This window comes from Nitrobacter sp. JJSN (assembly GCF_051912485.1).
Classification (GTDB): domain Bacteria; phylum Pseudomonadota; class Alphaproteobacteria; order Rhizobiales; family Xanthobacteraceae; genus Nitrobacter.
On the sequence record NZ_CP196822.1, the window covers coordinates 3,304,832 to 3,317,552 of the forward strand.

The window sequence follows — 12,721 nt, forward strand, 5'->3', positions numbered from 1 at the left end:
ATCGCGCCTTGCGGACCGAGAGACCAGGTGAGGCGTTGCGATCAATGGGGCGATAATGACCAATACGGGGCCTTACCAGTCCGAGCGGACGGTCCGATGAATGCAATCCGGCCACTCCGGCTACGGTGCAGGAAGCAGGTTGTGCTGGCCGGGGTAGCGCTGGGAGCGCTGGCACTGGGCGACTCGGCCGTCGCCGCCGATGTCAGCGCATCCCTCCTGCCGGCGAAAGCAGTGGCCCGCCCGGTGATCGACTGGACCGGCCTGTATTTTGGCGCCCATGCCGGGTTCGGCGGCGGCCGATCCACAGCTATGCTCGTCGATCCCGCGGCGATCACCGGTCGCAGCGATTTCGGCGGCAGCATCGGCGGCGTTCAGGCCGGCTACAATGTCCGGCTTCCCTCTGGACTGCTGCTCGGCATCGAAACCGATGTCTCGTTCCCAAGCTACATCGAGTCCAATTCGATCGTCTCAAAGCTTTCGAGTGCGCGCTCCGATGTCACCCACCAATGGGACTTCATCGGATCAGCGCGCGGACGGGTCGGCTATGCAACGGGCCCGTGGCTCGCCTATGCCAGCGGCGGTCTGGCCTGGGCCGGCGAGCGCTATCTCAATAGCCTGCCATCAGGAGATCAAGAGAAAGCGTTGAATATCCGGCTCGGCTGGGCCGCCGGCGCGGGGCTTGAATACGCCTTCGCACCGCACTGGAGCGCGCGACTCGAATATCTCTACTACCAGTTCGACAAGACGAACGTTCAGTTTCCGTCGGCCGCGCAATACGCCGCGACGATGGATTTTCAGTCGATCCGCATCGGCCTGAACCGCAAGCTCGGCGGGTCGGCCGGCACCGCCGATCTCTCGCTGACGTCTCTGACAAATCCTGAATCCGACCGCTGGGAGATTCACGGCCAGACCACCTATCTCGGCCAAGGCTATCCATCCTTCCGCGCGCCCTACAGCGGCGTCAACAGCCTGACACCCGCCGCACAATATCAGGCGTCGTGGAGCAACAGCCTGTTTTTGAACGCGCGGCTGTGGGACGGCGGCGAGGTCTATTACAATCCCGAACTGCTTCAGGGTTTTGGGCTCAATGACACCGTGGGCGTGGCAGGTTTCCCGAGCGGCGAGGCGCAAAAATCCAACTTCCCCTATCCGCACTACAACACCTCGCGGCTGTTCGTGCGCCAGACTTTCGGCTTCGGCGGCGAGCAGGAAGAATTGGCGAGCGGACCGGCACAGATCGCCGGCAAGGCGGACATCTCGCGGCTGACGGTCCAAGCCGGCAAGTTCGCCGTCACCGACGTGTTCGATGGCAACGCCTATGCCAAGGACACCCGCAAGGACTTCATGAACTGGTCGCTGTGGGCGCCGGGCGCCTTCGACTACTCTGCGGACAAGGTTGGCCTCAGCTACGGCGTCACCGCCGAACTCAACCAGAAACAGTGGGCGCTGCGCGGCGGCTATTTTCTGATGGACGCGGAATCGAACTCGAACAGTTTCGACACCCGCCTGCTCCAGCGTGGCGAGTATGTGCTGGAACTGGAGACGCGCTATTCGCTGCTGGGCCAGCCCGGCAAAATCCGCACCATCGGCTGGCTCAACAGCGCCTACATGGGCAGCTATCGCGAGACGCTGAATGATCCGGCTCTCAATCTCGACATTGCGCAGACCCGCACCGGCCGCATCAAGTATGGTTACGCCGCCAACGTCGAGCAGGCTGTCACCGACGATATCGGACTGTTCGGCCGCTGGAGCTGGAATGACGGCAAGACCGAAATCATGGCGTTCACCGACATCGATGCCAGCCTCGCGCTCGGCACCTCGATCAAGGGCACGCATTGGGGGCGGCCGGACGATGTGATCGGTCTCGGCGGCGCGATCAATGCCTTGTCAAAGGATCATCGCGACTTCATCGCCGCCGGTGGCCTCGGCGTTCTCATCGGCGACGGTCAGCTCAACTACCGCAATGAGCGCGTGCTGGAAGCTTACTATGCCTATGCGCTGGACAAACAGTTCACGCTGACCGCGGACTATCAGTTCATTACGAACCCCGCTTACAACGCCGACCGCGGCCCGGTGCACGTGTTTTCCGGACGGCTGCACGGGGAGTTCTGAAGCAATGTCATTCCCAGATGCGCAATTGCGCATCGGCGCGCGCGAAGCGTGAACCCGGAATGACGAGTTACGATGCCGGCGCGAACGAATCCACCTGCGCCTGCGCCCAGGCGTCGCGGAAGCGCGGATCGGCAGTGCCGGCGAGCAGTTCGCCGGGCCGCAGCATCGGATAGAGCTGGTCGAACGACGCCACCTCAGTATTCGACACGCGCTGCGAGAAGTGAACCGGACGCAGCTCCCGCGGATGCTCCAGCCCCGCCGCCGCAATCAGTTCGGTCAGCGCCAACAGCGTGGCCTGGTGATAGTTGTAGACCCGCTCGAGCTTGTGCGGCACCACCACAGCGCGGTTGCGTGACGGATCCTGCGTGGTGATCCCGGTCGGGCAGCGATCGGTGTGACAGTTCAGCGACTGGATGCAGCCGAGCGCGAACATGAAGCCACGCGCCGAATTGCACCAGTCGGCGCCGAGCGCGATGGCACGCGCGATATCGAAACCGGTCGCGATCTTGCCGGACGCGCCGATCCTGATTCGGTCGCGCGCATTGATGCCGATCAGCGCGTTGTGGACGAAGTTGACGCCCTCGCGCATCGGCATGCCGAGATGATCCATGAATTCCAGCGGCGCGGCGCCGGTGCCGCCCTCCTTGCCGTCGACAACGATGAAATCGGGGTAAATGCCGGTTTGCACCATCGCTTTGCAGATGGCGAGAAACTCCCATTTGTGCCCGATGCAGAGCTTGAACCCGGCCGGCTTGCCGCCCGACAGCCGCCGCATCTCGGCAATGAATTTCAGCATGCCGACCGGCGTCGAGAATGCCTTGTGATGGGACGGCGAAATGCAATCCTCGCCCATGCCGACGCCACGAATGCTGGAAATTTCCTCGGAGACCTTGGCGGCCGGCAACACCCCGCCATGACCGGGCTTGGCTCCCTGGCTGATCTTGAGCTCGACCATCTTGATCTGGTCGTCGGCCGCGACGCGGGCGAATTCACGGGCATTGAAGCCGCCGTCACGGGTACGACAGCCGAAATAGCCGGAGCCGATTTCCCAGATCAGGTCGCCGCCATTTTCACGATGGTAGCGACTGACGCCGCCCTCGCCGGTGTCATGGGCGAAGTCACCCTTTTTGGCGCCAGCGTTAAGGGCGCGCACCGCATTGGGGCTGAGCGCGCCAAAACTCATCGCGGAAATGTTAAAGACCGACGCCGAATAGGGCTTCGTGCAATCCGGTCCGCCGATGGTAATGCGGAATCTCTCCTCGGCATGAGGCTTCGGCGCCATCGAATGGTGCATCCATTCGTAGCCTTCGGCATAGACCTTTTCCTGGGTGCCGAACGGACGCTTGTCGAGCACCATTTTCGCGCGCTGGTAGACCACCGAGCGGGTGTCGCGGCTGAACGGCATACCGTCCTTTTCGCTCTCAAAGAAATACTGCCGCATTTCCGGGCGGATTTCCTCGAGCAGGAAACGGATGTGCGCCGCGATCGGATAGTTGCGCAGGATAGCGTGACTCTTTTGCAGGAGGTCGCGGATGCCGAGCGCGGTCAGTGCGCCGAAGATCAGGATCGGAACGACCACCACCTTGAGGGTTTCGTGATCCTCGATCCCGAGACCGATCAGCAGCGCCGTGACCACGGCACAGATCGTCAGGACGATGAAGCGCGGCGAAAAGGGAAGCAGCAACGTTTCCATGAATCCTCGCTGAACCAACCCTTGCTAAAACCAATCCTTGCCGGCAAATCCGCTGCGAGCCGGCAGAACGAGCCCCCGACCCTGCCATCGCCGCGAAGGCGACGGTCTGCAGGGTCCCCGAGTTTGCCGGATATTACACGACATCCGCGGCGTTTGGACGCGCTGCCCTTCCTCAAATCACCGCAACTCTTGTGCATAACCGGGAACGCAAGACCTCGGCGCGTGTTACCCAGCGTTCGCATTGATTTCGGGGATCGTCGCCTTCCTTCCTTTTTCGTTTCAGGCCGCCGACAGGGTTTGGTGACGAGCATTGAAGGCGACCAAGTCCAGGAACTCACAAGATTCGATGGCATCATGGATATTGAGTTCCTAAAGCAACAGGCAGAACGCTGCCGCCGCCTCCTAAAGGGCACAGATCCGTTCACCGAAAAGCGCCTTCTCAAGCTCGCCGAAGAATACGAAGCCCGGATCAAGGAGCTTGAGAAACGCAACTCAGAACCTTGGAGCCATTAAGCGGCTATTGCGACCCTCACTCCGGTCGCTCCGCGAGGCGGGTTTCCGGCATGAGGGTCCAGACCACCAGCAGGCCCGATAATGCCACAGCGGCCAACGCCATGAACGCGACGCCATGCCCGAACTGATCGCTCACATAACCGGCTACCACCGTGCTGAGCGACGCGCCTATTCCGACGGCCGTGCCAATGATGCCTTGGGCGAGGTTGAAATGACCGGAGCCGAAGGCAACGTCGGCAACAATGAGAGGTATCATGACGCCGAACACCGCGGCCGTGATGCCGTCCAGCACCTGCACGGCGACCAGCAGCGACGGATCGTGAACTGTTGCAAACAAGGCTCCTCGAAGAGCCAGCGCTGCGAAGGCGATCATGAGCAGCGGGCGGCGTCCCCATAGCTGAGCCTTCCGCCCGACAGAAGGTGACGTCAGGGCGACGATCGCCTGCGGGACTATGATGCAGAGCGCGATCAACGCCGGCGCGCCCTCGCTTGAACGTTCGGTCACGATGCCCGCCATCAACGGCAGCATGGCGGCATTGGCAAACTGCAGCAGGAAAACCGTGCAGCCAAAAATAACCAGCGGCCGCTGACGCAGAAGATGGACGATGCTGGTCGCATCGGCATCCGGCTCGGCGCGCGCAATCGCCCCATGGGCCTGTTCCGGATCGATTTCCCGGTCGCGGATTCGCGTGAGTGAAAATAGCGTCGCGACCGCAAACGCGAAACTCACCACAAACACCGCGCGACTCGACAGCAGGTATCCGACGATGCCCATCACGCCCGCTGCCACGCCATTGCCAAGGGATGCGTAGCGCGCATTGCGTCCAAGTCTCTCGCCGATCGCTCGCGGCCCCACAAGACCGAGGCTGATCGCGGCGATCACGGGTCCGAGCACACAACTCGCCGCGGCATGCAGGATCGCCGCCAGCGCGATGACCGGAAAGATCGGCCAGGCCGCATAAGCGAGCGCGCTGGCACCAATCGTGGCGACGGCGAGCCCCGCGACCAGCCGCTCCGAGCGGGCCGCATCGATGATTGCGCCGCCCGGCATCTGACCGATCAGACCGACGACCCCGCCGATCGACAGAATCAACCCGATCTCGGATTGCGTCCACTTCTGCGTGGTGAGATAGACCGCAACGAAAGGGCCGAATCCGGTCTGCACGTCCGCGAGGAAGAAGATGAACCAGTCGAGGCCGCGCTGGCTTTGTGCCGAAGGATGATGGTCCTGCGCGCCGGCCACCGGCGGCGGATGCACATCTCCGGCGCCCGCCCGCTGCTGGCGCGCGCTATCCGGGTCGGATGATCGTCGGGCCAGTCGCGCAAAGCGGATCGGATGTCCTCCCTGGTCAAGGACCGACATTGAGGGGTTGCAAGGCTCCCGACGCGCCCAGCACCACGACAGGCGCGCCCTCCTTGTATTCCGGCGCCGCCTTCACCTGATCCTGCGTCAGTTCGAGGCTGATGCTGTCGTTCGAGCCCTTCACCCCGCCAAAGTGGAGTGCATTCCAGTCAACCACGATCTTTCGGCTGCCAACCCCGAGAAAGCCTCCGAAATCGATCACGGCGGCGCGCGGCGCGCTCGTCCGGTCCACGATGACATCGACGATCCGCCCCATGTTCTGACCGCTCGTGCTTCGCACCTCGCGCCCCAGCACGCCATGGGCATCGGCGGGACCGATCACGGTGATCGATGGCGGCGGAACGGTGGTCTCGCTCGATGGCTTTGCGACCACCGGCGGGTTGGCGGGGGCTGGATTGGCCTGCGGCTGCGCGTCGTCAGCCATCACGTGCGTGGCGACGAAAACCAAAGCGGCGATCGAAAGAACGGCAATCGTCGAGCCTGACCGAGACATGAATCCTCGCTGCCCAATTAAGTCATGGCGCGAACGCCGTTCGGTGTGTTCTTTGCACTAGCGCGTCAGCACGATCGACACCTGAATGTGGCCTCGCGTCCGCAACACCTCGAGCGACACATCCTCATCATGACGGCGCAGACGCAAATCGACACTTGATTCGCCAAGATGCAGCCCGCGCAGGATCACCTCATTGAGGAATGCAGGAAGCCGCGGATTGCGCAGCCTGATCTCGTTCCTCGCAGCATCGAACTCCAGGCCTAACGCCGCTTCCAGCAGCGTGAACGGCGTGGCGCTCGCCCATGCCTGGGGTGAACAGGCGACGGGATAGAGTGTAGGCCCGCGCCGCGGCTCACGCCGGAAGCCGCAGAACAATTCCGGCAGCCGCCGTAAATCCATGTAGGTGGCCGCGTCGAACAATCCCTTGAAGACATGTTCGACCGAATGCTTGAGGCCGTATCGCGCGAGCCCGAGCGCAATCAGCGCATTGTCATGCGGCCAGATCGAGCCATTGTGATAGGACATCGGATTGTAGCGCGCTTCCCCGATGGCAACAGTGCGGATCCCCCATCCGGTGAAGAACGACGCCCGCATCAGGTCGGCGGCGACCATCCGTGCTCGTTCCTCACCGACCAGACCGGTGAAAAGCAATTGTCCGGCGTTCGACGTCCGTACCTTGCAAGGCCGTTTCTTTCCATCGAGCGCCAGCGCGTATGTACGCAGATCCGGCAGCCAGAAGGCCTCCTCGAACCGGGACGCCAGACGCTCTGCGGCCTGCTCCAGCTCGCGGGCGCGGTCGGTCAGATCGAGCGCGCGCGCGCACCGCGCCGCCGCTCGCTTGGCGGCAAAGACGTAACCCTGCACCTCGGCCAACGCGATATTGCCTTCCGCAAGTGTGCCGTCGGCATGGAAGATCGCGTCGAACGAATCCTTCCAGCCCTGATTGGCGAGGCCCTGTTCGGACGCGCGCCGATACTCGACGAAGCCGTCGCCGTCCGGATCGCCGGGGCCGTCGATCCAGCCCAGCGCCGCCTCGATCGCCGGCCACAGCTCCTGCAGGATCGACTCGTCGCCCGTGCGTTCGACGTAAAGCCCCGCCAGCAGCACGAACAGCGGCGTCGAATCGACGCTGCCGTAGTACCGCTCGAACGGCACCTCGCGCAGCGCGGCCATTTCTCCGCCGCGCATCTCGTGCAGAATCTTTCCTGGCTCCGCATCTGCGAGAGGATCGGTAACCTGCGCCTGAAACGCCGCGAGCCTCCCGAGAACACCGCGTGCGATGCCGGGGTCGATCCACAACATCTGCAACGCCGTTATTAGTCCGTCCCGCCCGAACGTCGTCGAGTACCAGGGAATCCCGGCATAGGGATAGCGGCCGTGCGGCGTCTCCGTCATCAGGATGTTCAGATCGGCCATCGACTGGCACACCACCTCGTTGAAGATATTGTTCGAGGTTTCAATATTCGTCGCGCCGGACCAGGCGCGCCGCATTTCGCGGCGATGCGCCAGCAGTCCCCGATAGAACGGGCCGGGCATCTCCGTTGCCGGCTTGTTGCAGGACACTGTGAGAAATATTGCGGTGGTCTGCTGCGGCGGCAGATCCAGATGATAGATCGCACTGTTGACGGCCAGGCGCGTCGGCCGCGGATCGAAATGCAGGCGCGAGGTCCGAACGATCTCATCGAGACCTACGTAGGACAGAACGACGGTGGTGGGACCGGACAGTTCGCCGGTACCGACGCCGCGGCGCGCGCGCCGTTCGCCACGCACCTCAAACAGATCCGCGAAATCGTTGTCGAACAGCAAAGAGAGATCGAAGCTCGCTGTCTGCTCGCCGTGGTTCTGAATGCCGATCCTCTGATACGCAGTTCCGCGCCAGAGAAAGATCGTGCGCACGATATGGATCGTGTCCTTGCGGAATACGATTCGCTCGCCATCGTAGATATCCGGATTGGTCAGATCGACCGTCAGACCGGAATTATCATTGCGCAAATTGGAGCCAAGCAGCAGCGGCTGCATGTCGTTGAGAACCAGCTCCAGCCTGGCAAGATAGCGCGTGTCGGTATTGAACAGCCCGTCGGGTCCTCCGGCGGAAGCTCCGATATCGCCATGGCTGTCCAGCACGACGAACGTATCGTCGTGCTTCAACGTGCGACGCGGGCGGGCCGAGGGGCCCGTCATCGGGATATAGAACGGCGATTCCGCCGCAAGTGCCTCCGACGACGGCATGATCGTGATCTGAGCCGTGGCCTTGATTGCCATTATCTGCCCCCTGCCGGATTCTCCATCGCGCGACGCCAGCCAACACCCGACGCTAACCGGCGTTTCACGCCGCGTGAACCGAGAGGCGGCTCATCTCCTTGGCGACGAGCTGCCCGTAGTGTCCGTCTTTACGCATCAACCGGCCGGGCTGACCGTCTTCGATGATCTTTCCGTTCTTGAGCACGACCACGCGATCGAAATCACGCAGGGTCGAAAGCCGGTGCGCGATCGCAATCACGGTGCGGCCCCGCATCAGACGGCCGAGCGCCTCGCGGATGGCTTCTTCGGATTCACTGTCCAACGCCGCGGTCGCCTCGTCAAGCAGCAGGATCGGTGCATCCTTGAGGAAGGCGCGCGCAATGGCGATGCGCTGGCGCTGACCGCCGGAGAGTTTCACACCGCGATCGCCCACCATAGTCGCCAATCCTTCGGGCAGCCTCTCGACGAAATCGCAACGCGCCGCGATGGCCGCACGCAGCACCTCGTCGTCAGTCGCGGTCGGACGGCCGTAGCGGATGTTCTCGAGAATGGATCGATGAAACAGGGAAATGTCCTGCGGCACCACAGAGATGGCGGCACGCAGGCTTTGCTGCGTGACTCGCGAAACATCCTGACCGTCGATCGTGACGCTTCCGCGCTCGGGATCGTAGAACCGCTGCAACAGGACGAACAGCGTCGACTTGCCGCCGCCGGATTCCCCAACCAAGCCGACGCGCTGTCCGGGCTGAAGCCGGAGATTGAACCGCTCGAACACCGCCTGACTACCGGGATAGCGAAACGTGACGGTGTTGAACGCAACGGCCGCGCCATGCTTCCGCAACGGCTCCGCTTCGGGGTGATCGGTCAATTCGTGCGGGAGCAGCAGTGTCGCGACCGCTTCGGACAGCCGCGCGACATGCTGGGTGATGTCGACGAGGGCAACCGCCAGATCGCGCGTCGCGTGCAGGATGGACAGGCCGAGCGTACAGACCAGCACGACATCGCCGGTGGTGGCGCCGCCGCGCTGCCAGAGCGTGATGGCCCACGCCAGCAGCGAAATGGTCAGCGCGACGGTAATGGCAGCATGGATGATTCTGAGCTTTTCGAGATAACGAAGGCTTCGCCCGCGCGCGCTCAGCTCGCGGCCGACGGTCGCATCGAAACGGTCATGCTCGTGATCGATCCCGCAGAACGCCCTGACCAGTGGCATGTTGTTGACGACGTCCACCATCTCGCCATCGACCGCCGCGGCCTTATCAGCAAAATCGTCATGCAATGGCTTGCCCGCCGCCGCGATTCTAAACATCGCGGTGACCATGACTCCGGCGACGATCGTCAGCCCCGCCGCCATCAACGGACTGACGGTTCCGATCAACGCGATCGCGGCGATGGTCGCGATGCAGGGCGGCAATACATTCCAGACCAGCATGTTTTCGACGGTATACACAGCGTTTGAGGTCGCCGTGATACGGCTCGTCAACATCCCCGGCATCCGGTCGGCGAAGTAGCTCGGCGCATGGCCGGTCAGATGCCGGAAAATGTCGCGGCGAAGATCGCCGGTTACACCGACGAAGGTAAAGCTCGCGACCCAGCCCGCTATCCGCCAGAGAAAGTTGTCGGCGGCGATCAGCAGCATAAGAAGGATGAATGCCAGCCATACCGCCCCGCTATGCGCAGGTCCGTATGCCAGCGCATCGACCAGCGATTTGACGCCGTATTGCGTTCCCACCGAACACGCCACCGCTGCCACGATACAAAAAAGGATCGCGAGGTGCGACGCCGATCGCTGGCGGCAATAGCGCATCACGAATGCGAAGGGCCGACCGGCGTATCCCGAGAAATCGTCCATACGTTCCTACCGAGGCGCTTTGAAAGTTGACCGGATGGTGAGGTTCCCTGGATCCGGTTCGGCTGTCGCCGCACAAGACCCTCAGAAAAGCCGTCAATGCGCAGAAACTTCGTTGCAATGACTGGCTAACCTATCTGGAAGGCTGTGATGGCATCAGCAAGACGACAATGTGGAAGAATGTGGGGAACTGCGCAGCCACAAAAGCGTTCCCCGAAGTGCTGTCGCTATCGACGGGCTTTTAAATCTCATGAAAACGTAAATGTGACAGGAGGCGATTTAGATGCGCATTGCGCAGGTTGCTCCGTTGACGGAGGCTGTCCCGCCGAAACTGTATGGCGGCACTGAACGCGTGGTTCACTGGTTGACCGAGGAGCTCGTCGCCCTGGGTCACGACGTGACGCTTTTTGCCAGCGGCGATTCTCACACCTCAGCCCGGCTCGATGCGACATGGCCGAAAGCCCTGCGGCTTGATGGCTCCGTGCGGGATCCGAACGCCCTGCACATGGTGATGCTGGAACGGGTCCGCCGGAAATGCGACGACGAGGAATTCGACATCCTCCATTTCCATCTCGACTACTACCCCTTCTCGCTGTTTTCGCGGCAGCCGACGCCGTTTCTCACAACGCTTCACGGGCGCCTCGACCTTCCGGAGCATCAGCCGGTATTCAATGCATTTTCATCAATTCCCGTGATCTCCATCTCGAATGCGCAACGTCGTCCGGTCCCGCAGGCCCGCTGGCTGCGCACGATCCATCACGGACTTCCAAAAGATCTGCTGACGCCACGGCCAATCATACCGAGCTATCTTGCCGTCCTCGGCCGCATCGCTCCTGAGAAAGGCGTCGACCGTGCGATCAAAATCGCTATTCGCTGCGGCATCCCGCTCAAGATCGCAGCAAAGGTCGATCGCGCCGATCAGGACTATTTCGATGAGTTCATCCGCCCGATGATGGACCATCCGCTCGTGGAGTTTATCGGTGAGATCAGCGACCGCGAGAAGCCAGATTTCCTCAGCGGTGCCATCGGGCTGCTGCTGCCGATCGACTGGCCTGAACCGTTCGGACTCGTCATGATCGAGGCAATGGCGTGCGGAACACCGGTCATCGCCTACAATCACGGCTCCGTCGCCGAAATCGTCGAAGACGGCCGGACAGGCTTTATCGTCGAGGACGAGATCAGCGCGGTTGCCGCTGTCGACCGCCTGACAACCCTCGATCGCACGACCGTCCGGGCCGAATTCGAGGCGCGCTTCACCGCGCGACGAATGGCGCTGGATTATCTCGATGCCTACAACGAGCTGATCGAGGCCGCTATGCCAAGGATCAAGCTGGTCAGCAGTGCCGAATGAGTTCGTAAGCCCAGCCTTCTGAACAAGCCCACATCCGTCGAAGGCGGGAGATGGAACGTTCTCGTTTCCAATTCGTTCCTCCCGTAAAGGGAGGATGCGAGATGCATAATTCCATGGGTGCGGCCCTATTGGCCGCGTTCGTCCTGACGATCGCCGCTGCGGCCTCGCCGGCGTCAGCGCATGACTACAGATACTGCCTGCAAGGCAGGGAGTGGGGTTATCCTGGGAACTGCCAGTTCTCGACCTACCGGCAGTGCATGGCCACGGCATCAGGCACCTACGCCTATTGTGGCATCAATCCGCGCATCGCTTTTCGCGAGCGAGGACATTACAGGTGAGCCGCGACGCTAGCTGCGCTCCTTGTGGGAGGATGAGCCGAACAGGGCCTTTTTGAAGTCCCGCACGCCGGTTGAAATTCGCGACCAGTTGCAGGTCGAGAAAAGTTGCTCCTCGCAGTGGGGCGCCATCTTGGGGCGCGGACGCGGAAGCAGGGCTACGCGCTTTTCAGCCGTTTTTGGCTTTGGCGCTACCGCCAGTTCGATGTCGCGGGCACCGGCCTTGGCACTAGCCCCGACCGTCTCCTTGGCCTGCTCGACCTGCTGCCGCTTCTGAAAAAACGCCGCCGCGATAATGCTGCGCCGCTGATCCTTGAGAAAGGCGGCATACTGCTCATCGATGTGCTTCTGTTCTTCTGCCGTCGGGTTCGGCCCCGCGATGTCGAAATGCCGGTTCTGCATGAAGTCAAAATAGGTATAACCGCCGCCCGGCTTGCGCCGGCCGGCGAATTTGGCCTCACATGCCGTGAGCCGTTTGTCCTTGTCATCGGGCGAGGTCGCATTCTTTTCCGTGCTCGCCGCGCATTCCTCGAAGTCGGCCGGGGCGCGCGACCACCATCCCGCACGCGCATGGGCGGAGACCAGCACCACCATGCCGCAAGCCATTGCAAAACCGGCCAGAAGTCTTCTCGCGCCAGCCACCGCCAACAGCCTCGTCCAATACTCTTCGGAGCCAACGATTCTCAGGAAATATCGCTGCCTTGTCACCCCCGGATCGAGGTTTATCCCGGCTTTTGCTTTCGGCGAACGTCGGTCGATCGGCCATACGAATCC

10 protein-coding genes are annotated in these 12,721 nt (G+C 62.2%); 4 read left to right on the top strand and 6 right to left on the bottom strand.

Annotated features, from left to right (window positions below; all coding sequences use genetic code 11):
• Nucleotides 1-96 precede the first annotated feature (96 nt).
• A complete protein-coding gene (locus ACSZOQ_RS16185) occupies nucleotides 97-2,112 on the top strand; it encodes a carbohydrate porin (protein WP_439923451.1) in 2,016 nt (671 codons plus the stop codon).
• 67 nt (nucleotides 2,113-2,179) lie between these two features.
• Here ACSZOQ_RS16185 and ACSZOQ_RS16190 read toward each other — a convergent pair whose 3' ends face one another.
• Nucleotides 2,180-3,805, bottom strand: a complete 1,626-nt coding sequence (locus tag ACSZOQ_RS16190; RefSeq protein ID WP_439923452.1) for an FMN-binding glutamate synthase family protein — start codon at nucleotides 3,803-3,805, stop codon at nucleotides 2,180-2,182.
• Nucleotides 3,806-4,105: 300 nt separating this feature from the next.
• Between ACSZOQ_RS16190 and ACSZOQ_RS16195 the strand changes: the two genes are divergently transcribed.
• Entirely contained in the window at nucleotides 4,106-4,318 is a 213-nt protein-coding gene (locus ACSZOQ_RS16195) for a hypothetical protein (RefSeq protein WP_439923453.1), read from the top strand.
• Nucleotides 4,319-4,334: 16 nt separating this feature from the next.
• Here ACSZOQ_RS16195 and ACSZOQ_RS16200 read toward each other — a convergent pair whose 3' ends face one another.
• From ACSZOQ_RS16200 to ACSZOQ_RS16215, 4 genes are all read right to left on the bottom strand, one after another.
• Nucleotides 4,335-5,681: an MFS transporter gene (locus tag ACSZOQ_RS16200; protein WP_439923454.1), complete on the bottom strand. Its 1,347-nt coding sequence runs from the start codon at nucleotides 5,679-5,681 to the stop codon at nucleotides 4,335-4,337.
• Complete coding sequence (locus ACSZOQ_RS16205; RefSeq protein WP_439923455.1) at nucleotides 5,668-6,174, bottom strand: PRC-barrel domain-containing protein; 507 nt, start codon at nucleotides 6,172-6,174, stop codon at nucleotides 5,668-5,670. The genes ACSZOQ_RS16200 and ACSZOQ_RS16205 overlap by 14 nt, the downstream gene beginning before the upstream one ends.
• 57 nt (nucleotides 6,175-6,231) lie before the next feature.
• Nucleotides 6,232-8,436 carry an amylo-alpha-1,6-glucosidase gene (locus tag ACSZOQ_RS16210; protein WP_439923456.1) on the bottom strand — a complete coding sequence of 735 codons (2,205 nt, stop codon included), beginning with the start codon at nucleotides 8,434-8,436 and terminating at the stop codon, nucleotides 6,232-6,234.
• 64 nt (nucleotides 8,437-8,500) lie between these two features.
• The gene (locus ACSZOQ_RS16215; protein ID WP_439923457.1) at nucleotides 8,501-10,264 is read right to left on the bottom strand and encodes an ABC transporter ATP-binding protein; all 1,764 of its coding nucleotides are present in this window, start codon (nucleotides 10,262-10,264) and stop codon (nucleotides 8,501-8,503) included.
• Between the two features lie 280 nt (nucleotides 10,265-10,544).
• On the opposite strand from ACSZOQ_RS16215, the gene ACSZOQ_RS16220 reads away from it, so the two are divergent.
• Both ACSZOQ_RS16220 and ACSZOQ_RS16225 read left to right on the top strand, forming a co-directional pair.
• Complete coding sequence (locus ACSZOQ_RS16220) at nucleotides 10,545-11,612, top strand: glycosyltransferase family 4 protein (RefSeq protein WP_439923458.1); 1,068 nt, start codon at nucleotides 10,545-10,547, stop codon at nucleotides 11,610-11,612.
• A 101-nt stretch (nucleotides 11,613-11,713) separates the two neighbouring features.
• Nucleotides 11,714-11,950: a DUF3551 domain-containing protein gene (locus ACSZOQ_RS16225; RefSeq protein WP_439923459.1), complete on the top strand. Its 237-nt coding sequence runs from the start codon at nucleotides 11,714-11,716 to the stop codon at nucleotides 11,948-11,950.
• A gap of 9 nt (nucleotides 11,951-11,959) precedes the next feature.
• On the opposite strand, the gene ACSZOQ_RS16230 is transcribed toward ACSZOQ_RS16225, so the two are convergent.
• Nucleotides 11,960-12,589, bottom strand: coding sequence for a hypothetical protein (locus ACSZOQ_RS16230; protein WP_439926103.1), 630 nt, complete (start codon nucleotides 12,587-12,589; stop codon nucleotides 11,960-11,962).
• Between the last annotated feature and the right edge of the window lie 132 nt (nucleotides 12,590-12,721).